The organism is Bradyrhizobium sp. 195 (assembly GCF_023101665.1).
In the GTDB taxonomy this organism is placed as follows: Bacteria; Pseudomonadota; Alphaproteobacteria; order Rhizobiales; family Xanthobacteraceae; genus Bradyrhizobium.
In genome coordinates, this window is the sequence record NZ_CP082161.1 from 2,875,272 (window position 1) to 2,898,831 (window position 23,560).

General features: G+C 64.0%; 21 protein-coding genes. 14 read left to right on the forward strand and 7 right to left on the reverse strand.

Annotated features, from left to right (window positions below; genetic code table 11):
- From IVB26_RS13365 to IVB26_RS13405, 9 genes are all read left to right on the forward strand, one after another.
- Entirely contained in the window at positions 1–795 is a 795-nt protein-coding gene (locus IVB26_RS13365; protein WP_247972080.1) for an ABC transporter ATP-binding protein, read from the forward strand.
- A gap of 337 nt (positions 796–1,132) precedes the next feature.
- Positions 1,133–2,512, forward strand: coding sequence for an MFS transporter (locus IVB26_RS13370; protein WP_247972081.1), 1,380 nt, complete (start codon positions 1,133–1,135; stop codon positions 2,510–2,512).
- A 122-nt stretch (positions 2,513–2,634) separates the two neighbouring features.
- Positions 2,635–3,063, forward strand: coding sequence for a globin family protein (locus IVB26_RS13375; protein ID WP_247972082.1), 429 nt, complete (start codon positions 2,635–2,637; stop codon positions 3,061–3,063).
- A 10-nt stretch (positions 3,064–3,073) separates the two neighbouring features.
- Positions 3,074–4,291, forward strand: coding sequence for an NAD(P)/FAD-dependent oxidoreductase (locus tag IVB26_RS13380; protein ID WP_247972083.1), 1,218 nt, complete (start codon positions 3,074–3,076; stop codon positions 4,289–4,291).
- A gap of 1 nt (position 4,292) precedes the next feature.
- Positions 4,293–6,995 carry a nitrate reductase gene (locus IVB26_RS13385; protein WP_247972084.1) on the forward strand — a complete coding sequence of 901 codons (2,703 nt, stop codon included), beginning with the start codon at positions 4,293–4,295 and terminating at the stop codon, positions 6,993–6,995.
- 234 nt (positions 6,996–7,229) lie between these two features.
- Positions 7,230–8,126 (forward strand): SMP-30/gluconolactonase/LRE family protein, encoded by an 897-nt coding sequence (locus IVB26_RS13390; protein WP_247973152.1) that lies wholly within the window; start codon positions 7,230–7,232, stop codon positions 8,124–8,126.
- An 8-nt stretch (positions 8,127–8,134) separates the two neighbouring features.
- Positions 8,135–8,974: an aldo/keto reductase gene (locus IVB26_RS13395; RefSeq protein ID WP_247972085.1), complete on the forward strand. Its 840-nt coding sequence runs from the start codon at positions 8,135–8,137 to the stop codon at positions 8,972–8,974.
- Between the two features lie 187 nt (positions 8,975–9,161).
- Positions 9,162–10,103, forward strand: a complete 942-nt coding sequence (locus tag IVB26_RS13400; protein ID WP_247973153.1) for a DMT family transporter — start codon at positions 9,162–9,164, stop codon at positions 10,101–10,103.
- A gap of 60 nt (positions 10,104–10,163) precedes the next feature.
- A complete protein-coding gene (locus tag IVB26_RS13405; RefSeq protein ID WP_247972086.1) occupies positions 10,164–11,243 on the forward strand; it encodes a zinc-binding dehydrogenase in 1,080 nt (359 codons plus the stop codon).
- Between the two features lie 59 nt (positions 11,244–11,302).
- Here IVB26_RS13405 and ppk2 read toward each other — a convergent pair whose 3' ends face one another.
- Positions 11,303–12,223, reverse strand: a complete 921-nt coding sequence (gene ppk2, locus IVB26_RS13410) for a polyphosphate kinase 2 (RefSeq protein ID WP_247972087.1) — start codon at positions 12,221–12,223, stop codon at positions 11,303–11,305.
- Positions 12,224–12,319: 96 nt separating this feature from the next.
- Complete coding sequence (locus IVB26_RS13415; RefSeq protein ID WP_247972088.1) at positions 12,320–12,781, reverse strand: Lrp/AsnC family transcriptional regulator; 462 nt, start codon at positions 12,779–12,781, stop codon at positions 12,320–12,322.
- Positions 12,782–12,916: 135 nt separating this feature from the next.
- On the opposite strand from IVB26_RS13415, the gene IVB26_RS13420 reads away from it, so the two are divergent.
- A complete protein-coding gene (locus IVB26_RS13420) occupies positions 12,917–15,280 on the forward strand; it encodes a transketolase (RefSeq protein WP_247972089.1) in 2,364 nt (787 codons plus the stop codon).
- Between the two features lie 270 nt (positions 15,281–15,550).
- Positions 15,551–16,981, forward strand: a complete 1,431-nt coding sequence (locus tag IVB26_RS13425) for an aldehyde dehydrogenase family protein (protein ID WP_247972090.1) — start codon at positions 15,551–15,553, stop codon at positions 16,979–16,981.
- A gap of 262 nt (positions 16,982–17,243) precedes the next feature.
- Here IVB26_RS13425 and IVB26_RS13430 read toward each other — a convergent pair whose 3' ends face one another.
- Positions 17,244–18,212: an SMP-30/gluconolactonase/LRE family protein gene (locus IVB26_RS13430; RefSeq protein ID WP_247972091.1), complete on the reverse strand. Its 969-nt coding sequence runs from the start codon at positions 18,210–18,212 to the stop codon at positions 17,244–17,246.
- A gap of 91 nt (positions 18,213–18,303) precedes the next feature.
- On the opposite strand from IVB26_RS13430, the gene IVB26_RS13435 reads away from it, so the two are divergent.
- Positions 18,304–19,128: an NAD-dependent epimerase/dehydratase family protein gene (locus tag IVB26_RS13435; protein ID WP_247972092.1), complete on the forward strand. Its 825-nt coding sequence runs from the start codon at positions 18,304–18,306 to the stop codon at positions 19,126–19,128.
- A 65-nt stretch (positions 19,129–19,193) separates the two neighbouring features.
- On the opposite strand, the gene IVB26_RS13440 is transcribed toward IVB26_RS13435, so the two are convergent.
- Entirely contained in the window at positions 19,194–20,024 is an 831-nt protein-coding gene (locus IVB26_RS13440) for a potassium channel family protein (protein ID WP_247972093.1), read from the reverse strand.
- A 29-nt stretch (positions 20,025–20,053) separates the two neighbouring features.
- Complete coding sequence (locus tag IVB26_RS13445; protein WP_247972094.1) at positions 20,054–20,959, reverse strand: transglutaminase family protein; 906 nt, start codon at positions 20,957–20,959, stop codon at positions 20,054–20,056.
- A gap of 194 nt (positions 20,960–21,153) precedes the next feature.
- Between IVB26_RS13445 and IVB26_RS13450 the strand changes: the two genes are divergently transcribed.
- Together IVB26_RS13450 and IVB26_RS13455 are read left to right on the forward strand one after the other, a co-directional pair.
- Positions 21,154–21,417 carry a GlsB/YeaQ/YmgE family stress response membrane protein gene (locus IVB26_RS13450; protein ID WP_247973154.1) on the forward strand — a complete coding sequence of 88 codons (264 nt, stop codon included), beginning with the start codon at positions 21,154–21,156 and terminating at the stop codon, positions 21,415–21,417.
- A 23-nt stretch (positions 21,418–21,440) separates the two neighbouring features.
- Entirely contained in the window at positions 21,441–21,827 is a 387-nt protein-coding gene (locus IVB26_RS13455) for a hypothetical protein (protein ID WP_458309371.1), read from the forward strand.
- An 83-nt stretch (positions 21,828–21,910) separates the two neighbouring features.
- On the opposite strand, the gene IVB26_RS13460 is transcribed toward IVB26_RS13455, so the two are convergent.
- Together IVB26_RS13460 and IVB26_RS13465 are read right to left on the reverse strand one after the other, a co-directional pair.
- Complete coding sequence (locus IVB26_RS13460) at positions 21,911–22,474, reverse strand: hypothetical protein (RefSeq protein ID WP_247972096.1); 564 nt, start codon at positions 22,472–22,474, stop codon at positions 21,911–21,913.
- 39 nt (positions 22,475–22,513) lie between these two features.
- Positions 22,514–23,473: a TAXI family TRAP transporter solute-binding subunit gene (locus IVB26_RS13465; protein ID WP_247972097.1), complete on the reverse strand. Its 960-nt coding sequence runs from the start codon at positions 23,471–23,473 to the stop codon at positions 22,514–22,516.
- Positions 23,474–23,560: the final 87 nt, after the last annotated feature.

Consider the following 23,560-nt stretch of genomic DNA (forward strand, 5'->3'; position numbering starts at 1 on the left):
ATGACCGCCTATCTGAAGCTCGACCATATCGACAAGGTCTTTACCCGCGGCGCCGCGACCACCGAGGTGCTCAAGGAGATCAACCTGACGATCGAGAAGGGCGAATACGTCTCGATCATCGGCCATTCCGGTTGCGGCAAGTCGACCCTGCTCAACATCATCGCAGGCCTGACAAACGCCACCACCGGCGGCGTGCTGCTGGAAAACCGCGAGGTCAACTCGCCGGGGCCCGACCGCGCCGTGGTGTTCCAGAACCACAGCCTGTTGCCGTGGCTCACCGTCTACGAGAACGTCAGGCTCGGCGTCGACAAGGTCTTTGCCAAGACCAAGTCCCGCGCCGAGCGGGACGCCTGGGTGATGCACAATCTCAACCTCGTGCAGATGGCCCATGCCAGGGACAAGCGGCCCTCGGAGATCTCCGGCGGCATGAAGCAGCGCGTCGGCATTGCCCGGGCGCTGGCCATGGAGCCGAAGGTGCTGCTGCTCGACGAGCCATTCGGTGCGCTCGACGCGCTGACCCGCGCGCATCTGCAGGATTCGGTGATGGCGCTGCATCAGAAGCTCGGCAACACCATTTTGATGATTACCCACGATGTCGACGAGGCCGTGCTGTTGTCCGACCGCATCGTGATGATGACGAACGGACCGAGCGCGCGCATCGGCGAGGTGCTGGAGGTGCCGCTGGCGCGGCCGCGCAAGCGGCTCGATCTCGCGACCAGCGCCACCTATCTCAAGTGCCGACAGCGCGTGCTCGAATTCCTCTACGAGCGTCATCGCTTCGTTGAGGCCGCGTAAACCAAAGGTCAATGCGCGAAACATCCGCGCCTAAATAATCAACATCAAGCTCAATCCTTGTGCGGCGCACAAGGATTGAGCGAATCGCAAATTTAGCGTGCGAAAAAGCCCTGCGAACAATTCGGGCAATGCGAATAACATCCTGAAATCCCTGTATTTCCAGCGTGCGCGCAATTGGCACGGAAATTGAAATGCCTTGCGCGACGCCAACGACGACGTCCCTCAAATCATCAATCAGCATCGTGAACTCGCCACTGGGGCTTGGCCTCGGAGCGTGCCTCCGTAGCCGGAGGCAAAGCCTGCAACGACGCAGCGGTGAGCCTAGAAGGGATACTCAATGACGAAGAATCCTACTTGGATTTCAGACTGGCGCCCCGAAGATGAGGCGTTCTGGAATGCGACTGGCAAGACTATCGCGCGACGCAACCTGATCTGGTCGATCGTGGCCGAGCATATCGGCTTCTCGGTCTGGCTGATCTGGAGCATCGTCACCACCAAGCTGCCGCAGGCGGGCTTCCACTACACCACCGACCAGCTGTTCCAGCTCGTCGCGGTGCCCGGGCTGATCGGCGCGTTGATGCGCTTTCCCTATACGTTCGCCGTGACGACGTTCGGCGGCCGCAACTGGACCATCTTCAGTGCGGCGATCCTGTTCATTCCGACGTTGTCGCTTGCCTATTTCGTGAGCCAGCCCGACACGCCGTTCTGGCTGATGCTGCTGATCGCTTCGACCGCGGGTCTGGGCGGCGGCAACTTCGCCTCCAGCATGACCAACATCTCCTTCTTCTTCCCTGACCGGATGAAGGGATGGGCGCTCGGCCTGAACGCCGCCGGCGGCAATATCGGTGTCTCCAGCGTGCAGCTCCTGACCCCGATCCTGATGACGCTCGCCGTGTTCAACCTGTTCCAGGCAACGCCCGTCGACGGTATCTTCCTGCAGAATGCCGGCCTGATGTGGGTGCTGCCGATCGCGATCGCGGTGTTCGGTGCGGTGTTCTTCATGAACAATCTCACCACGGCGAAATCGTCGGTGAAGAATCAGCTCGCGATCGTCAAGCGCAAGCACACCTGGATCATGGCGTATCTCTATATCGGCACGTTCGGATCCTTCATCGGCTACTCCGCCGCGTTCCCGCTGCTGATCAAGACGCAGTTCCCGCAAGTCACGATTGCGATCGCGTTCCTGGGGCCGCTGGTCGGCTCGCTGTCGCGTCCGCTCGGCGGCTGGCTCGCCGACAGGATCGGCGGCTCGATCATTACCTTCTGGAATTTCATCGTGATGGCGGGCGCGACGGTCGGCGTGCTCTACTTCGTCGGGCAGAAGGATTTCATCGGCTTCCTGTCGATGTTCCTGATCCTGTTCGTGACGACGGGCATCGGCAACGGCTCGACCTATCGCATGATCCCCTCGATCTTCCGCGAGGAGAACCTGTTCAAGGTGCGCGGCAAGGGCGATGCGGCGCGCGCGGTGGCGCTCAAGACGGCGAGCATCGAGAGCGGTGCAGCGGTCGGCTTCATCGGAGCTATCGGCGCCGTCGGTGGCTATCTGATCCCGACCGGTTTCGGCAAGTCGATTGCCCTGACCGGCGGGCCGCAGCTCGCGCTCGTGATCTATCTCGCCTTCTACGCCACCTGCCTCGCACTGACCTGGTGGTTCTATCTGCGTCGCAGCCCGCAGGGCGAAGGCGCCTCAAGCCTTGCCGGAGCGCGAGTCTGATACTTGGTATGAATCTCGCTTCTCCCCGTACGCGGGGAGAAGACTCTCTGATGACGTTTGACCCATGAACCTTGTTCGCAACGGCGCGCACCAAGGCAAACCGAAACAGACAGGATAACATCATGACGTCCGAACAGATCACCCTCGTCCAGCAGAGCTTTGCCAAGGTCGCACCGATATCGGAGCAGGCCGCGGTGCTGTTCTACAATCGTCTGTTCGAGTTGGCGCCGTCCGTGCGCGCAATGTTTCCCGAGGACATGACCGAGCAGCGGAAGAAGCTGATGGGCATGCTCGCCGCCGTCGTCGGTGGCCTGTCGAACCTCGACTCGATTCTTCCGGCGGCCTCTACGCTCGCCAAGCGCCACGTCGCCTATGGTGCCAAGGCCGAGCACTATCCCGTGGTCGGCGCGGCCCTGCTTTGGACGCTGGAGAAGGGGCTCGGTGAAGACTGGACGCCTGAACTCGCGAGGGCGTGGACAGACGTCTATGGCGTGCTGTCCGGCTACATGATGTCCGAGGCCTACGGCGCGCAAGCGCAGGCCGCTGAATAGGAGATGCCTCGTGAGTGAACCGCTGGTCATCGTCGGTAACGGTATGGCGGCCGCGCGTCTGGTCGACGAGCTCGCCAAGACCGCACTCGGCCGCTACGCGGTCGCCGTGATCGGTGAGGAACCGCGGCTCGCTTACAACCGCGTGCTGCTCTCATCCGTGCTGGCCGGCGAGACCGGCTCGCACGAGATCGAGCTCCGGCCGGCCGATTGGTGGCGCCATCGCGGCGTCACGGTGCGCTACGGCTATCGCGTCACCGAAATCGATGTCGGCCGCCGCGAGCTGAAGATCGAAGGCGAAGAGAGCATGGAATATTCCAAGCTCGTGCTCGCCACGGGGTCGACGCCGCTGCGGCTGAACGTGCCCGGCGCCGATCTCGTCGGCGTGCACACCTTTCGCGACACCCGCGATGTCGACCTGTTGCTGACGCTGGCTGCAGCGAAGAAGCGCGTCGTCGTCGTCGGCGGCGGGCTGCTCGGACTTGAAGCAGCCTACGGCCTCGCCAAGGCCGGCGCGCCGGTGACGCTGCTGCACCTCATGGACCGGCTGATGGAGCGTCAGCTCGATGGGTCGGCCGCCGATCTGCTCAAGACGCTGGTCGAGCGCAAAGGCATCCGCATCCTGCTCAACGCCTCGACCGCACGCATCCATGGCGATGGTCATGTCGAAGCCGTCGAGCTTGCCGACGGCAGCCGCATCGAGGCCGACGCCGTGATCTTCGCGGCGGGCATCAAGCCGAGCGCGGCGCTGGCGAAAGAGGCGGGGATCGCGGTCAATCGCGGCATCGTCGTCAACGACGTCATGCAGACGTCCTCGCCCGACATCTTCGCACTCGGCGAATGCGCCGAGCATCGCGGCACCTGCTATGGCCTGGTCGAGCCCGCCTATGAGCAGGCGCGGATGCTGGCGCGGCATCTCGCCGGACGTCCTGCTTCCTATCAGGGCAGCGTGGTCTCGACCAATCTGAAGGTCTCCGGCGTCAGCGTGTTCTCGGCGGGCGACTTCATGGGCGGGGAGGGCAGCGAGAGCCTCGTGCTGACCGATCGCAGGCGCGGCACCTACAAGAAGCTCGTGATCGCCGACGGACGGCTCACCGGCGCCGTGCTGATCGGCGATACCGCCGATGCGCTCTGGTACCTCGAGCTGATCCGCAATCGCGACAAGGTGGCGGCCATCCGCACCGACATGATGTTCGGCCGCGCGCTCGCGCTTCCTTCGAAAGCAGCCTGATATGACGGCGATCGACCCCACGCTTCGTGCCACCAAGACGACCTGTCCCTATTGCGGCGTCGGCTGCGGTGTGTTGGCGACGCCCGACGGCAAGGGTGGCGCGGCGATCGCCGGTGACCCTGATCATCCCGCCAATTTCGGCCGGCTGTGCTCCAAGGGCTCCGCGCTCGGTGAGACCGTCGGGCTGGAAGGCCGTCTGCTCTACCCGATGATCCGTTGCAAGGGCGTGCTGGAGCGCGTGGCCTGGAGCGATGCGCTCGACCACGTCGCCCATCGCATGCAGCACATCGTGGCCCGCGACGGCGCCGACGCGGTCGCGTTCTATCTCTCCGGCCAGCTGCTGACCGAGGACTATTACGTCGCCAACAAGCTGATGAAGGGCTTTGTCGGCACGGCGAATGTCGATACCAATTCGCGGCTCTGCATGTCGTCATCGGTCGCCGGCCATCGCCGCGCCTTCGGCGCCGACACGGTGCCCGGCTGCTACGAGGATCTCGATCAGGCCGATTTGCTCGTCTTCGTCGGCTCGAACGCGGCTTGGTGCCATCCGGTGCTGTTCCAGCGCATGCTGAAGAACCGTGGGGAGCGCGGCGCGCGCATGATCGTGATCGATCCGCGCCGCACGGACACCGCTGATGACGTCGATCTGTTCCTGGGGCTCAAGCCCGGCACGGATACCGCGCTGTTTTCCGGCCTGTTCGTCCATCTCGCCGACGATGGTGCGTTGGACCGGGATTATATCGCGAACAACACGTCCGGTTTTGATGACGCGCTGGCGCGCGCGCGCAACATCGCCGGCAGCGTCACCGCGACCGCGCTCGCCACGGGCCTCTCCGAGCAGGATGTCGCCACCTTCTTCAAGATGTTCCGGGACACTGAGCGCGTCGTCACCCTCTACTCGCAGGGCGTCAACCAGTCGGCTCAGGGCACCGACAAGGTCAACGCGATCCTGAATTGCCATCTCGCCACCGGGCGCATCGGCAAGCCGGGCGCCTCGCCGTTCTCGCTCACCGGTCAGCCCAACGCGATGGGCGGGCGCGAGGTCGGCGGCCTCGCCAATATGCTGGCAGCCCACATGGGCTTCACGCCGCCCGACATCGATCGCGTCAGGCGGTTCTGGAAGGCGCCGCACATCGCCACCCATGAAGGGTTGAAGGCGGTGCAGCTGTTCGAGGCCATCAACCGCGGCGAGGTCAAGGCGCTCTGGGTGATGGGCACCAACCCGGCGGTGTCGCTGCCCGATGCCGATTTCGTGCGCGAAGCGCTGAAGAAACTCGAACTGTTCGTGGTCTCCGAGAACGTGCTCTCCAACGACACGGTCGAGGCCGGACCGCATGTGCTGCTGCCGGCTCTCGCCTGGGGCGAGAAGTCGGGCACGGTGACCAATTCTGAGCGCCGCATCTCGCGCCAGCGTTCGTTCCTGCCGGCGCCGGGCGAGGCCCGCCCCGATTGGTGGATCCTGAGCGAGACCGCCAAACGTCTCGGCTTCGGCGACAGCTTCAATTACAAATCCGCCGCCGATATCTTTCGTGAGCACGCCGCGCTCTCGGCCTTCGAGAACGAGGGCAGTCGCGATTTCGACATCGGCGCGCTGACCGAGTTGTCGGACGAAGGCTTCGATGCCTTGAAGCCAGTGCAGTGGCCGGTGCGCGAAGGCGAGGCGCCCGGCGAGCGTTTCTTTGCGAAGGGCGGCTTCTTCACCAATGACGGCAAGGGACGCTTCGTCGCCCCGGAGGTGCCGTCGCTGCGCAGCGAGACCGGTGCCTCGCGTCCACTCAGACTCAACACCGGACGCATCCGCGACCAGTGGCACACCATGACGCGCACCGGCCTCAGCCAGCGGCTGGGCGCGCACCTGCCCGAGCCCTTCGTCGAGATTCACCCCGATGACGCCAGCAAATACGGCATCGTCCACGACGGCTACGCCCGCATCACGACCGATTACGGCCATTGCATCCTGAAGGCCCTGGTCAGCGACCGCCAGCAGCGCGGCGCGCTTTTCGTCCCGATCCACTGGAGCGCGATGAATAGCTCTCATGGCCGCGTCGGGTCGCTGGTGCAGTCGTTCACTGATCCGTTCTCGGGCCAGCCCGAGTCCAAGGCGACGCCGGCTGCGATTGCACCTTACGAATACGTCTTCCGCGGTTTCGCACTGTCGCGCAGGCAGCTCGATCTGCCGCCGAACCTATTGTGGGCTCGCGTCACGGTGGCGGGGGGCTTCGGTTATCTGTTCGCCGACAACGCCGATCTGTCGCGCTGGCCGGCCTGGCTCGGCGGCGTCGCCGGCGAGGACGTCGCCGAATATCGCGATTTCGGCGGCGGCATCTATCGCGCGGCTTCGTTTGCCGGCGATCGCATCGAGGCCTGCCTGTTCGTCGGCCCCGGGCACGACGCCGGCGATTGGGAGGTGGTCAGAAGTGCCTTTGCGGCCGATCACGTCACCGACGATCAGCGCCGCTTGCTGCTGTCGGGCAAGTCGACCGAGGGGACAGCCTCGACCGGGCCGATCGTCTGCGCCTGCTTCGGCGTCGGCCGCGGCACCATCTGCGACAGCATCGCCGCTGGCGCGCGCACGGCGGCCGAGATCGGCGCCAAGCTCAAGGCCGGCACCAATTGCGGCTCCTGCATCCCCGAGCTGAAGCGGCTGATTGCGACGACGGAAGTACCGGTGAAGCAGGCGAAAGTCGCGAGCGCGGTGGGGTAGGCGCGACGTTCTCGGTCGCCGCCGTATACTCCGCCGTCATCGCCCGGCTCGACCGGGCGATCCAGTACGCCGAGACGGCTGTGATTGAACCGAGAGGCCGCGGCGTACTGGATTCCCCGCCTTCGCGGGGAATGACAGTGAGTGTCAGGCGCCATGCCCGCCGCCAATCGACGCGCCCTCGATTGTGCCCTATGCTGCCGCGCATCCCGCCAGCCAACAACCACAACAACAATGATGTACCTGGAAACGCCGCCGCGCCTGATTGAGACCAGGCTCTTCTCCGCGATGCCCGACAAGTTCCGCCGCAAGGGCGTGCGGACGGATTGGGCCGAGGCCAACCGGCCGGGCATCGCCACAGACAGCTTCATCGAGGGGCCGTCCTTCGACAAGGACAGCCATCTCTACATCGTCGATATTCCCTTCGGCCGCATCTTCCGCATCGCGCCCGATGGCGAGTGGTCGCTCGTACTCGAATACGAGGGCTGGCCGAACGGGCTGAAGATCGCATCCGACGGCCGCGTTCTGGTCGCCGACTACATGCATGGCATCATGGAGCTCGATGCCAAGGCCAGCCGCGTCAAGCCGGTCCTGACCGCGCGCAATTCGGAATCGTTTCGCGGCTGCAACGATCTGCATCTCGCCTCCAACGGCGACATCTATTTCACCGATCAAGGCCAGACCGGGTTGCACGATCCGAGTGGCCGGGTCTATCGGCTGGCATCGAATGGCCGGCTCGACTGCCTCATCGACACCGGTATCAGTCCGAACGGCCTCGTGCTCGACCCGACCGAGACCGTCCTGTTCGTCGCCATGACGCGCGACAATGCGGTGTGGCGGCTACCGTTCATGAAGGATGGCAGCGTGTCGAAGGTCGGGCGCTTCTGCTCGCTGTTCGGCACCAGCGGCCCTGATGGCATGACCATGGATGCCAAAGGCCGCCTGTTCGTCGGCCACGCCTCGCTCGGCCACGTCTTCGTGTTCGCCCCAAACGGTGAACTGATCGCGCGGATCAGGTCATGCGCAGGGCCGAACTGCACCAATGTCGCGATCGGTGGCGCGAGCAAGGATCGCCTCTATATCACGGAGTCGTCGACCGGCAGCGTGCTGGTCGCGGATATCAGCGGACTGTGAGCTCCAACATGAACACAAATCCCTTCGGCAAGGCCGGTGCCAACGTCTCCGTTATCGGGCAGGGCACTTGGTATCTCGACCACGGCGACCGCAAGCGCGCGATGGCCGCGCTTCAGCGGGGGCTCGATCTCGGCATGACGCACATCGATACCGCCGAGATGTATGGCGATGCGGAGCTCGTCATTGCCGATGCCATCGCTGGCCGACGCGAAGAGGTGTTCCTCGTCTCCAAGGTGTTGCCGAGCAATGCCTCGCGCCGCGGAACCATCACCGCCTGCGAGCGCTCGCTGAAGCGGCTGAAGACCGACCGTCTCGATTGCTATCTCCTGCACTGGCGCGGTTCCTATCCGCTGGAAGACACGGTCGCTGCGTTCGAAGACCTGATGACATCAGGCAAGATCAAATCCTGGGGCGTTTCCAATTTCGACGCCGACGATCTCGACGAGATTTTCGAGGTCGCGGGTGAGGGCCGCATCGCCTGTAATCAGGTGCTCTATCATCTGAAGGAGCGCGCGATCGAGCACGCGGTGATCCCTTGGTGCGAGAAGCATGGCGTCGCCGTGGTCGCCTATTCGCCGTTTGGTCATGACGATTTCCCGGATGCGCGCAGCAAAGGCGGCGCCGTGCTGGCGAAGATTGCGGAGGCGCGTCGTGCGACGCCGCGCCAGGTCGCGCTGAGCTTCCTCACCCGTGCGACTACGGTGTTCGCGATCCCGAAAGCGTCGTCGGCGGAACATGCCGCCGAGAACGCGGCGGCCGGCGATCTCGTGCTGACGAAAGAGGAGATTTCTGCGCTAGATGAGGCGTTTCCGCGCGGGCCGAAGCCGCGCAGCCTGCCCATGCTGTAATGCACAAACGCCTATTATTAATGGAGCATTGACGCGCGCGGCGGCTCGCGCATATCGGCATCCTGTTTTCGGAAGTTGTGAACGCGGCGCATTTGTCGTTTTTTACAAGTGTTCTCGATTCGCAATTTCCCGGGTTCCAGCCGTGACACCGCCCCCCGCTGCAGCCGCAAGGCTCGACAGTATTCCCATGCCTGTGCCGGAGAAGAAGCAGGAAGTTCGCCGTGCGCCTGCGCGCGTCGATCATCCCTTCAAGGGCATCGCGCTTGTGCTGTTGTCGACGGTGTTTCTCGGAACCTCAGACGTCACCGCAAAATATCTCTCGACCAGCCTGCCGTCGATCGAGATCACCTGGATCCGCTTCGTCACCTTCGCGCTGATGTTCACGCCGGTGATGCTGCCGGGCTCGCCGCTGCATGCGATGCGCACCGAGCGTCTCGGCCTGCAATTGATGCGCGGCGCCGCGCTGCTCGGCTCCTCGTTGTTCTTCATCACCGGCCTGCGTTTCCTCCCCATTGCGGAAGCCTCGGCCACCGGCTTCGTCTCGCCGCTGTTCGTCACCGCGCTGTCGATCATCTTCCTGAGCGAGAAGGTGGGCATGCGCCGCTGGATCGCGACGGCGATCGGCCTGACGGGCGTGCTGATCATCCTGCGGCCGGGCTCGAGCGCGTTTCATGCCGCCGCGTTCTTCCCGATCATCTCGGCGTTCTGCTGGGCTGCCGCGCTGATCCTGACGCGCATGATGAGCGGTCGTGAGGCCGTGCTCACCACCATGGCCTATTCCGCGCTGACGGGCGTTGCGATCCTCTCGCTGATGGTGCCGTTCGTCTGGGTCACACCGAGCTGGACCGCGATCGGGCTCGGCATCGTGATCGGCGTCGCTTCCACCGTCGGCCAGTGGATCATCGTGCTGGCCTATCGCTACGGCGATGCCTCGGTACTGGCGCCGTTCTCCTACACGCAACTGCTCTGGGTCAGCATTTTGGGTTTCTTCATCTTCGGTGAGGTGCCTGATCTCTGGACCATCGTCGGCGCCGCCTTCATCGTCGCCAGCGGCCTCTACATCGCCCATCGCGAGCGGGTCCGTAGGGCCCAGTTGCTGGTGCTGGAAGAGCGTTCTCCGAACCCCTGACGCAAGTCCGCGCGTTCCGCTTTGTGCTATCAACGGTTCCAACGATAGGGGAGGAGCCGGATGCGCGCTGCGATTTTCAGGAACGGTGAGATTGTCGTTGGACAGATGGCCGAGCCGACGCCGGGTCCCGGCCAGGTGCTGGTCAGGACGCTCGCCTGCGGCATCTGCGGCTCCGATCTGCATGCGCGCCAGCATGCTCGACGGATGGTGGAGATGGCGCGGAAGACCGGGCGCAAGCCGATGGATCTCAGCCGCGACGTCGTGTTCGGCCACGAGTTCTGCTGCGAGATCGTCGACTACGGAGCCGGTACCACCCGCAAGCTCAAGCCGGGCACGCGCGTCTGCTCGCTGCCGGCGCTGGTGACGCCTGGGGGTATCGAGGGCATCGGCTATTCCAACGACAATATCGGCGGCTATGCCGAGGCGATGCTGCTCAGCGAAGCGCTGCTGCTCGAAGTGCCTAACGGTCTCGCGCCCGAACATGCCGCGTTGACTGAGCCGCTCGCGGTCGGTGTTCACGCTGTAGCCAAGGCCAACATTCGCGGTGGCGAGGTGCCGCTCGTGATCGGCTGCGGTCCGGTCGGGCTTGCGGTGATTGCGGCGCTGAAGCTTAGGGGTCTGCATCCGATCGTCGCTGCTGACTATTCGCCGGCACGGCGCGCGCTCGCGGCCAAGCTCGGCGCCGACATCGTCGTCGATCCCAAGGTTTCGCAGCCCTATGCGACCTGGGCCGAGCACGCACAGATGTCGGACGCGGAGAAAGCGGCGCGGCCGCCGTTCCAAGCCATGCTGCCGGCGCTCAAGCCCGCCATCATCTTCGAATGCGTCGGCGTGCCCGGCCTGCTGCAGCAGGTGTTCGAGGGCGCCCCGCGCGATGCGAGGATCGTGGTGGTCGGCGTCTGCATGGAGAGCGACAGAAACGAGCCCATGCTCGGCATCATGAAAGAGCTCAACGTCCAATACGTGCTCGGCTATACGCCGGAGGAGTTCGCGGCGTCGCTACGGCTGATCGCGGAAGGGCAGGTGGATGCGGCTGCGATGGTCACCGCGGAGGTCGGTATCGACGGCGTCGCCAAGGCCTTTGCCGATCTTGCCAACCCAGAAGCGCACACCAAGATCATCGTGCAGCCGTGGAGATGACGGTCTGGTAGGGTGGGCACGCTGCGCTTTGCCCACCCTACAAAACTACGAGACCTCCCTCAGTACTTCGCCGGCACGTACATCTCCGGCGGAACCGGACCACGCTGATAGTCGGGGTTGCGGACGCGCGGCGGCAGCACCACGGGCGCGCGCGACACCTCCTGGTAGGGGATCTGGCTGAGCAGATGCGCGATGCAGTTGAGCCGGGCGCGCTTCTTGTCGACGGCATCGACGATCCACCAAGGCGAATCCGGCAGGTGAGTGTACTCCAGCATCGTCTCCTTGGCCTTGGTGTACGCCTCCCAGCGGCTGCGGGCCTCGACGTCCATCGGGCTCAGCTTCCACTGCTTTAGGGGATCCTTGATGCGCATGGTGAAGCGGAACTGCTGCTCGTCGTCGGTGATCGAGAACCAGTATTTGACCAGGATGATGCCGGAGCGGATCAGCATCCGCTCGAACTCAGGCACCGACTTGAAGAACTCCTGGTACTCCTCCTCCGAGCAGAAGCCCATCACGCGCTCGACTCCGGCGCGGTTGTACCAGCTGCGGTCGAACAGCACGATCTCGCCGCCGGCCGGCAGGTGCGACACGTAGCGCTGGAAGTACCATTGCGTGCGCTCGCGCTCGCTCGGCGCCGGCAGCGCCGCGACGCGGCAGATGCGGGGATTGAGGCGCTGGGTGATGCGCTTGATCACGCCGCCCTTGCCGGCGGAGTCGCGGCCCTCGAACAGCACCACGACCTTCTTGCGCTCGCTCTGGACCCAGTCCTGGAGCTTGACCAACTCGCCCTGGAGCCGGAGCAACTCCCGGAAATAGAGCCTGCGGTCGACCGTGGGGCCCAGCAGGTCGGTCTCGTCCAGGAGCTCGTCGAGCCGCGTGTCATCGAGCTCCATCTCCAGCTCTTCGTCGAGGTCGTCGGCCATTTCCTGGATGATGCGCTCGCGCTTGGCGGTTTGGGAGGTGCGATCGGATGCGGTCATGGGCTTTTTCTCTCGGCTAGGGTGCCAGTGCTACCAACGACCATCGACGGGGTTTGTTGCGCCCATGTGACAGCCCTCCGATCCCGCTGAAGCAGGTCACACCGGCAGCGCGATCGAATATTTCACCTGGCTCAGCGCAAAGCTCGACTCGATCGAGGCGATGCCGTCGAGCCGGGTCAGCTTGGTCTTCAGAAATGTCTCGTAGGAGGCGAGGTCGGCAGCGACGACGCGGAGCAGGTAGTCGCGGTTGCCGGTCATCAGATAGCACTCGAGCACCTCGTCCCATTTTGAGATCGCGCGCGCGAAGCGGTTGAGGTCCTCCTCCTTCTGCCGCGCCAGCTTGATCGAGATGAACACGCTGACATGCAGGCCGAGCGCCTTCTGGTCCACGGTCGCGACATAGCGCGAGATGACGCCGCGCTCCTCCAGCAGCTTGACCCGGCGATGGCAGGGCGAGACCGACAGCCCGACCTTGTCGGCGAGCTCCTGCATGGTCAGCCGGCTGTCGCTCTGGAGCAAAGCGAGGATTTTTCGGTCGATGGCGTCGAGCTCTGACATTGGGATGAAACCTGTCCTTTGGGCGATATGTTGGTAAAATATCCCAATACCACCGGGTATGGCGCAAAAAATTGAGAAGTTTGGCCCCGCCCGCGGGCGTATCATCGGTGGGACCTGTTTGCCGGGAGCATTGCCATGCCCGTTGATACCACTCGCCTCGACACTCTGAACGCGCTGGCCCGCAAGGCGCTGTGGTTGTCGTCGTGGACCATCCACCATGCCAACCACATCCGTCCCAGCGCGGACGGTCTCAAGGTCGGCGGTCACCAGGCCTCCTCCGCCTCGCTGGCCACCATCATGTCGGCGCTGTATTTCCACGTGCTGAAACCTGAGGATCGCGTCGCGGTGAAGCCGCATGCGAGCCCGGTGTTCCACGCCATCCAGTATCTGTTCGGCCGGCAGAGCCGCGAGAAGCTGGAGAACTTTCGCGGCTTCAAGGGCGCGCAATCCTATCCTTCGCGCACCAAGGATATCGACGACGTCGATTTCTCGACCGGCTCGGTCGGCCTCGGCGTCGCGCAGACGCTGTTCGCATCGCTGGTGCAGGACTACGTCAAGGCGCATGGCTGGATGAAGGACCGCCGCGAGGGGCGGATGATTGCCCTCGTCGGCGACGCCGAGATGGACGAGGGTAACATTTTCGAGGCGCTTGCCGAGGGGTGGAAGCACGGCCTGCGCAACACCTGGTGGGTGGTCGACTATAACCGCCAGTCGCTCGACGCCGTCGTGCGCGAAGGGCTGTGGGAAAAGTTCGAGACCATGTTCCGCAATTTCGGCTGGGACGTGGTCATCGTCAAATACGGCCGCCTGATGCGTGAGGCTTTCGACGAGCCCGGCGGCGAGGCGCTGAAGCGCTGGATCGACAATTGCCCGAACGCACTCTACGCCGCGCTGTGCTTCCAGGGCGGCGCCGCCTTCCGCAAGCATCTGCATGACGAGATCGGCGATCAGGGCGCGATCACTGAGCTGATCGACAAGCGCAGCGACGAGGAGCTGCTGGCGCTGATGTCGAACCTTGGCGGCCATGACATGGCGAGCATGCTGGAAGCGTTCGAGTCCATCGATCACGATCGCCCGGTCTGCTTCATCGCCTACACCATCAAGGGCGTCGGCCTGCCGTTCCAGGGCCACAAGGACAACCATGCCGGTCTGATGACGGTCGCCCAGATGGAAAAGTATCGCGACAGCCAGAACATCCGGCCCGGGCGTGAATGGGACAAGTACGAAGGCCTCACGCAATCCGCCGCCGAGCTCGACGCGTTCCTCGCGGGCGTGCCGTTCAACCAGGACGGCCGCCGCCTGAGCGCGCCTGTAATCGAGGTGCCCCCGCAACTGGCCTTCAAGCCGACGCCCCAGATGTCGACCCAGCAAGGCTTTGGTCTCGTGCTGAACGAGATCGCCCGTGGCGACAGCGACTTGGCCAAGCGCATCGTCACGACGTCGCCCGACGTCACCGTCTCGACCAATCTCGGCCCCTGGGTGAACCGGCGCGGCCTGTTCGCCAGCGCCGAAAAAGCCGACTTATTCCGCAGCGAGAAAATTCCGTCCACCTTCAACTGGGATGCCTCGCCAAAGGGCCAGCATCTCGAGCTCGGCATCGCCGAGATGAACCTGTTCATCATGCTCTCGGCGCTCGGCCTGTCGCACCAGATCAACGGCGAGCGGCTGCTGCCGGTCGGCACGCTCTATGATCCCTTCATCGAGCGCGGCCTCGATGCCCTGAACTACGCCTGCTACCAGGATGCGCGCTTCATGGTGGCGGCGACGCCGTCGGGCATCACGCTCGCGCCGGAAGGCGGCGCGCATCAGTCGATCGCAACGCCCCTGATCGGCATGGCGCAGGATGGCCTCGCCTCGTTCGAGCCGGCCTTCGTCGACGAGCTCGCAGTGATCATGGGCTGGGGATTTGACCACATGCAGCGCGAGCCGGGCGAAGGCGGCTCGGTCTATTTGCGGCTGTCGACGCGCAGCATCGAGCAGGCGCAGCGGATCATGACACCTGAGCTCGCGCAGGGCGTCACCGACGGCGCCTATTGGCTGCGCAAGCCAGGCCCGAATGCCGAAGTCGTGATTGCCTATACTGGCGCGGTCGCACCGGAGGCGATCGAGGCCACCGGCTTCATCGGCGAGAGCCGCCGCGACATCGGCCTGCTCGCGATCACCTCGGCTGATCGTCTCCATTCAGGCTGGACCGCCGCGCGAAGATTGCGGCGGGATCGTCGCGGCGCGCAGCATCTCAGCCACATCGAGAGGTTGCTGGCGCCGTTGCCGCGCGACTGCGGCATCGTGACCGTGATCGATGGGCATCCCTCCGCGCTCGGCTGGCTCGGCAGCGTCCGCGGCCATCGCGTCGAGGCGCTTGGCGTCGAGCAGTTCGGCCAGACCGGCACGATCGCCGACCTCTATCGGCACTACGGCATCGATGCGAATGCGATCATCGATGCGGCCGAAAGCCTCACCACCGGCGCGCCGGTGCTGCATCGGAAGATGGCGGTGTAGTTGGGGTAACCCACTGTCATTCCGGGGCGCGCGAAGCGCGAGCCCGGAATCCATTGGCCGGCAGAGACGGTGGTGAAATGGATTCCGGGCTCGCGCCTTTGCCGCGCCCCGGAATGACGCCGTGGCCACCTTGCCACCTTCCCGCCATCGGCTCATATAACCTCCGTCCGCCGCAACGCTGGCCCCGCATATGGCGGGTTCAATTGCCGGCGCTTTCGTGCAAGGATGCCTGCCGAAACGCCCCCACATGCCCCCAAGAAGAGGTTAACGATGGTCAATCGCATGCAATTCTACATCGACGGCGCCTGGGTCGATCCCGCCGTCAAGAAGTCCACCGCCGTGGTCAATCCGGCGACGGAAGAGGCGATGTACGAGGTTGCGCTGGGCTCCAAGGCCGACGTGGACAAGGCTGTCGCCGCCGCCAAGCGCGCCTTCGCGACCTTCTCCCAGACCAGCCGTGACGAGCGCGTCGCGCTGCTCACCAAAGTGATCGAGGTCTACAAGGGCCGCCTCAAGGAGATCGGCGCTGCCGTCTCCGACGAGATGGGCGCGCCGCTGCCGATGGCGGAGAAGCTCCAGGCCGGCGCCGGCCTCGGCCATCTCATGACCACGCTCGACGTGCTCAAGAACTACCATTTCGAGGAGCCGGTCGGCACCGCCATGGTGCTGCGCGAGCCGGTCGGCGTGGTCGGCATGATCACGCCCTGGAACTGGCCGCTCAACCAGATCGCCTGCAAGGTCGCGCCCGCGCTCGCTGCCGGCTGCACCATGATCCTGAAGCCCAGCGAGTTCACCCCGACCTCGGCGCTGATCTTCGCGCAAATCCTCCATGAAGCCGGCGTGCCGAAGGGCGTGTTCAATCTCGTCAACGGCCTCGGCCCCGAGGTCGGCGCCGCCATGAGCGAGCATCCCGACATCGACATGATCTCCTTCACCGGCTCGACCCGCGCCGGCATCGACGTGGCGAAGCGCGCGGCTCCGACCGTGAAGCGCGTCAGCCAGGAGCTCGGCGGCAAGTCGCCGAACGTCATCCTCGAAGGCGCCGACCTCACGAAGGCAGTGACCGGCGGTGTGATGCACATGTTCAACAACTCCGGCCAATCCTGCAACGCGCCCTCGCGCATGATCGTGCCGCTGTCCAAGATGAAGGAAGTCGCCGCGATCGCGAAGGCCGTCGCCGACAAGACCAAGGCCGGTGATCCGCGCGCCGAAGGCACCACCATCGGCCCGGTCGTCAACCGCGGCCAGTGGGACAAGATCCAGGGCCTGATCAAGAAGGGCATCGACGAGGGCGCCACCCTCGTCGCCGGCGGCCCGGGCCTGCCCGAAGGCGTCAACAAGGGCTTCTATGTCCGTCCGACCATCTTCGCCGACGTCACCCCCGACATGACGATCGCCCGTGAAGAGATCTTCGGACCGGTGCTGACAATCATCGGCGCCAAGGACGAAGCCGAAGCCGTGCACATCGCCAACGACACGCCCTATGGGCTCGCCGGCTACGTCACGGGCGCTTCGGTCGAGGACGCCAAGCGCGTCGGCCGGCAGATCCGCGCGGGCAACGTCAACCTCCAGGGCGCCCCCAACGACCGCACCGCGCCGTTCGGCGGCTACAAGCAGTCCGGCAACGGCCGCGAGTGGGGCAAGTACGGTCTCGAGGACTTCCTCGAAGTGAAGGCGGTTGCCGGCTTCAACGCGGCGTAAGCTTTAGCGGTTGGACAAACAAGGCGCCGGAGCGGGAAACCGCTCCGGCGTTTTGTTTCGTCATTGCGAGGAGCTCTTGCGACGAAGCAATCCAGACTGTCTCCGCGGAAACATTCTGGATTGCTTCGCTTCGCTCGCAATGACGGAGGAGAGATCTCGTAGGGTGGGCAAAGGCGCGCTCTTCGCGCGACGTGCCCACCATCAAGAAGTGGTGGGCACGCTTCGCTTTGCCCACCCTACGAGACCGTCATTGCGGAAGCGCCTATCCTCCCGTCGCACCCTGCGTGTTCACATACAGCGCGTAGATCGACTGGCTCGCCGCCATGAACAGGCGGTTGCGCTTGGCGCCGCCGAAGCAGACGTTCGCGCAGCGCTCGGGCAGCGCAATGCGGCCGATCATGACGCCGTCGGGCGCGAACACCACGACGCCGTCGAGCTCGGGATCGCCCATGCCCCAGCCGCACCAGAGATTGCCGTCGACGTCGCAGCGCATGCCGTCCGGCGTGCCGGGACCTGCATCGATGTGGACGCGCTTGTTGGAAATCGAGGTGCCGTCCGCCGCGACGTCATAGGCGAGGATTTTCCGGTTCGGCACGCCGCGGGATTCCACGACATAGAGGATCTTCTCGTCCGGCGAGAAGCACAGCCCGTTCGGACCGAGCACGCCCTCGGCGACGATGGTCGCTTTGCCGGTCGTGGGATCGAGCCGGTAGACATTCGGATCGATCTCGGGCTCGGCCTTGTAGCCCTCGTAATTGCCGAGCAGGCCGAAGGTCGGATCGGTGAACCAGATCGAGCCGTCCGATTTAACAATGACATCGTTCGGCGAGTTCAACCGCTTGCCGTTGAATTGATCCATCAGTACGGTGATGCTGCCGTCATATTCGGTGCGCACCACGCGCCGCCCGCCGTGCTCGCAGGTGACGAGCCGGCCCTGCCGGTCGCGTGTGTTGCCGTTGGCGAAATTCGAGGGCTTGCGGAACACCGAGACGGCGCCCGTCTCTTCCTCCCATTTGATGATGCGCTGGTTCGGAATGTCGCTGCAGAGCAGATAGCGCCCATCACCGAACCACACCGGTCCCTCGGCCCAGCGCAGGCCCGTCGTCAGCCGCTCCACCGCCGACAATTTCAGCCAGTATTTTTCGAAGCGGGGGTCCAGTGCTTTTATCGCGGGATCGGGGTAATAGGTCGCCGGCTGCCAGCCTTGAGGATGGGACGATGCATCGTTCATGTGCAATTCTCGTTGTTGCGTTCCCTCTGTCCAAGTCTGCTAGCATCAGATATCTACGGCCGCAAATCGGTTGCTACATACGAGGAAAGACATGCCGCGCATCTTGATGACGGGAGCTTCGGGCGGGATCGGCACGAGCCTGCGAAAACTGCTGCCGCCGATCTATCCGGATCTCCTGCTCTCCGACATCAAGCCGCCGGCCGATCTCGGAGCGAGCGAAAAATTCAAGGCGGCGGACCTCGCCGATCTCGCTCAGTGCGAGGCGATCTGCGAGGGCGTCGACGGCATCATCCATTTCGGCGGCTATTCGGTCGAAGGCCCCTGGGACGACATTCTCCAGGCCAACATCATCGGCTGCTATAACCTGTTCGAGGCCGCCTACCGCAAGGGCGTCAAACGCGTGGTGTTCGCCTCGTCCAATCACGCCGTTGGCTTCTACCCGCGCCACCACAAGATCGGCACCGACGTCACCCCGCGCCCCGACGGCCGCTACGGCGTCAGCAAGGTGTTCGGCGAAGCTGTCGGCGCGCTCTATGCCGACAAGCACGGGCTGAAGGTGACGTGCCTGCGCATCGGAAATTTCGGCGACAGGCCGCTCGACCATCGCCGCATCTCGATCTGGCTGAAGCCGGAAGACCTGGTGCAGCTCTGTCATATCGGGCTCGAGCATCCCGGCATCCATTTCGAGGTCTTCTACGGCGTCTCGCTGAACGAGCGCGCCTGGTGGGACAACAGCCGCGCCTACGAGTTCGGCTATCGCCCCACCGGCCGCTCTGAGGATCACGTCGCGCACGCGATGGCCGAGCAGGCCAAGCTGAAGCCGGATCCGATCGGTGACCACTATCAGGGCGGCGCCTTCTGCAGCGCGGAGTTCGACGGCGATGTGAGCCGGATCATTGATTGGAATAAGCGGTAGACCGCCATGCGCTCCTCGCCCCGCGTGCGGGGTGAGGAGGGCTCGACGGCACTGGCGCCGGGAGCCTAGTCGAGGCCTTCGTCGGGAATGTTCAATACGGTCCCGCAGGCCTTGCAATGCACCGCGTCGACATCATGGCGCTGCAGACCGCAGACCGGGCAGGGGAACCGCACCTTGGAGGGCGCGAGCAGGGTCTTGGCGAGATTCAGGAAAAGGGTCACGCCGAAGATCATGATGACGACGGTGATCAGGCGTCCGACGGTGCCGGGCAGGGTGACGTCGCCGAAGCCGGTCGTGGTCAGTGCGGTGACCGTGAAGTAGAGCGCGTCGGCATAGTTGGCGATCTGGTGGTTGTGGGACTTCTGGGTCTCGTAGACGATCCCTGTCATCACGAAGATGAACACGCCGAGATTTGCGACGGCAAAGACGACTTCCTCGTTGCGCCGGAAGAACGGGCTGTCGATCCGCAGGCGCGCCACCATCTGGTAGTCGCGCAGCAGCCGCAACGTTCGAAATGCGCGCAGGAAGCCGCCAGCTTCCCCGGCGAGCGGCGCGAGGAACGAGATGATGACGACGATGTCGGTCCAGGTCGACAGCCGCGCGAGGTCGTGCAGCGGCTGGCGGCTAATGATCATTCGCGCCGAGAAATCCGCAAGGATCAGGATACCGAACAGGACATCGAGCGTCTCGACGGCCCTGTTGCGCGGCAGGAACGACGTCGCGATGATGAACAGGACCGTGACGATGTCGAGCACGAGCAGGGCGTAGCGGAATCGGATGCAGCCGAACGTGTCACCCTCATAGAGTTGCCGGAGCCTGCCCTTCATGATCTCGAATGGGACGGTGACGGCGTCGACCAGCCCGTGTCCCTTTGTGCTGTTGCGATAGAATACCATGGCCAGCGATCGCCGCGTCTCCCGGCAGCCTAACCCTCCGAAGGATCAAGCATCTCGCCGATCTTGTTGACGGCGACATTGATTGACATGCCGAGATAGTCGCCGGGATCGCCGAACCACGAGCCGGCCAGCGGCACGGCCTGGCCCGGATGCCGCGCTATGGCCACCGGGATGAGGTCGAAACCGGCACTCAAGCTGTTGGTCGGATCGTAATCCAGCCAGCCGGCGCCGGGCAGGAACACCTGCACCCATGCGTGGGTCGCGCCGGAGCCGGTCATGCCCACGGCACCGCCGTCGAGCGCTGCGTCGTAGAGATAGCCGCTGACGAAGCGTGAGGCGAAGCCGAGCCGGCGCAGCGTCTCGATCATCAGCCAGGCGAAGTCCCGGCAGGTGCCGGATTTCGTGCGTAACGTTTCGCTAGGGGACTGGGTGCCTTCGGCATCTCTCCCGCGATAGCTGAACTCGCTGCGAAACATGGCCAGCATTCGGCGCAGCACGTCGGCGGTCCGATCCTGATCGCCGGCAACGAAGCTCTTGGTCCACGCCGCATGGCTACCGTCGATATCGTCGGCATGTGGACGCAGGTACCCGGCCAGGTCGGTCCATTCGTCCGGCGTATACTGCATGGGGACTTCCTCGGCCCGGGCCTCCAGCGGAAACGCCTCCAGGCCCTTGATGCCGAAATAGATGCCGCGAACCTTGAACGTGAAAGTCAATTCGCTGCCTGGCTCGCTGAAGTCCATCACCGTGACGGCATTGGAGCGGGAGTCGGTGACCCAATGCACCTTCGACGGCAGGCTGGTGCGGGCCGACCAGCGAAGCAGCCGGGTCGAGGCGCCGCGCCGCGGCAGGAACATGGCGCGGTGCGTGCCGAACCTCACCGGCTTTGCATATCGGTAGGTCGTGGTGTGCGTGATCTCGCCAATGATCGCCATGCATTGATCCGCTTCGCGCCGCGGAGCTCGAATGCTTTGCCGCAGAGGAGCGTCTTTAAAGGCTCCAGCTTTCGGTCTGGCCGCGTCTGCCCATTGATCTAGATCAAGGCTGCCTCGGGGATCGTCAGGCTCTTCGAACGATGACGCGTACCGTCGGATGTTGATGCGCGAATTGACCGAATGGAGCGATGGACATGGGCATCCTTTGGACGATCATCATCGGATTCATCGTTGGACTGCTCGCGAAGTTCATCATGCCCGGCGACAAATCCGAGCCCAAGGGGTTCATCCTGACGACGGTTCTGGGAATCGTCGGTGCGTTTGTTGCGACCTATCTCGGTCAGGCCGTGGGATGGTATCGGTTCGGGGAAGGCGCCGGATTCATCGGGAGCGTCGTGGGCGCGATCATCCTTCTCTTCCTGTACGGACTCTTCGTCGGTCGTCAGGGACGCGCTTGAAAAACGCGCTGCCCGTCGTCGCAATGCTCGTCGCGATCATGCCGGTATCGGCGCGCGCCGTATCGCTCAGCGACGCCGAGGCGGCCTTCCTCGACCAGCTCGTCACCGCATCCGTGGTGCTTGAACAGCGATGCGACGGCTACGAAGTCGATGGCAGCGGCAGCGTTCAGTTCGGCGCGCGACTGCTCGGCAGTCCCGAAGCCGCAATGGCCATGATCGACGCCTATGCCGCGGCCATCAAGGCCCGAGATGGCGAGAGCTACGATCCCGGCAAGTTCCGCCCCGAAGTGTCCGACGCGGCCGGCAGGACGTTCAGGCGCGTCCGGGCGGCCTTGATCAAGGACCCGAAAGGGGGCTGCGCCGACTATGGCGATGCCAGCGTGGATCGCGGCCTGCTGCGACGGTACTAAACGCCCGTCGTAGGATGGGCAATGCGAAGCGAACCCCATCGCACTTCTTCCCTGCAGTCGGATCTTGCAAGAAAGGCCCGACGTCATTTTTCAACGCGCGCTTCCTGTTTTTTGGTCACATGCCACAGCACCACATGGTAATGCGGCACATCCACGCCGGGGTGACCCGGGTTGAAGTAGATGCTGACGTGGTCAACTGACCGCGCTGGCCCCGCCCCCTCCAACGACTTGTGATCGTCGATGTCCTTGTTCGGGACCATGTACACGGTCGCCACCAGACGATCCCTGCGATCGAAACATAGGAATGGCCCCAGCGGCAAAGTGTCGGGCTTGACGAAGATGATGCCAAGGCCCGGAAAGAACTTCGGGAAGTTCACGAGATCGCTGACCCGCTTGTATCCGTTTCTTTCCGCGACCTTCCGCTGATTTGGCGGCGGACGAACGACTTCGTGCTTCCTGCGCGGCTTGCTGCTTCGATGGCGGGCTGTCCTGGCTTGTTCGACCTGGTCAGACGGTGGCGCGATGGCCGGTGCAAGGGTCTGCGGCGCTGATGGCCAGAAGGGGGCAAATTGGGCGGCTGGGCGCCTCACATCGGCGATCAGGGCGAGCAACGCGACCAAGGCTGTGCTCACAAGCGCTTTGCGCATCGACACCTCCCGAGGTTTGTTTGCCGTTGTTTGGCTTGCTCACTTGCCTGGATTGCGTTCTCGCCAGCGCAGGAAATCCTGGAACAATTCTTCGCGGTCTGGCGGTTTCGCGGTTGGCTTTCCCTCGAGGAACCGGCCGAACGCCTTGCGAAGCGCGGCCTCGCCTCCGGATTGCTGCTGGAGCCAGCGCTCTGCCGGTCGGAATCGTCGCCATCCGGGGAGCAGCGCGGCCAGGTTCACCTCGCGCCATTTGGGGTGATGTGCGTCGCCAAGAAACTCAGGAAAGCGCGTGAACAAGTTCTGGACGAAGAATTCCAGCAACCGATATCGCTCATTGCCGCTCGGCCAGTTGTAGGCGAACAGAGCGGATTTGATCGCGATCGTGTCGACGCTTGCTTCGGCCGCAATGATATTCGGGTAGTCCTGATGGCGAAGCGTCGATGGCAGATAATCTTCTTGCAGCAGCTCTTTGGAGTAGGGGATAGGCAGGAGGCGAATACCATCGAGTTGCGAGACCTGCGTCAGGAAGCTGACCGGCTTTCCTGAGACCAACAGAGCGGCGGAGAGATCTCCCTTCCTCAGACCGTGCAGCGCGGCCTCAGGTCCCAAGTTCGACTCCCTGATCTTGACGCCCAAACGATTCAGCACCTCGCGGCCAAGCACGGCACCGGCACTGCCGTCCTCGCCGAGATTGACCTTCTTTCCCGCAAGATCCGTCAGGCTTGCGATCTCCGGTCGCGCGAGGAGATGGAACTCTTCGATATGGAGCGGGGCAATATAGGTTAGCTTGTCAGAGATGTCTCCGAACGTCTTTGCTTCCCGGAGCCGGTCGACCAGGATAACAGGTGCGATCGCCACGTCGGCACCTGCCAAGGTGAGCACGTCCAGGACGCTGCGGGTGCCGCCGTTTCCAACGATTGGCACAACCCGCAAAGCGACTTCGCCACGAGGGCCCGTCTCCTGACCACTGGCCAGTGTGGACGCAATATCCTGAGCCATGGCGAATTCAGTGCATTGCGGCGTACCGGTTACGAAACCCACCGTAAATGGGTCCGCGGAACGTCGGGTTTCTTTCCTGGGGACGCT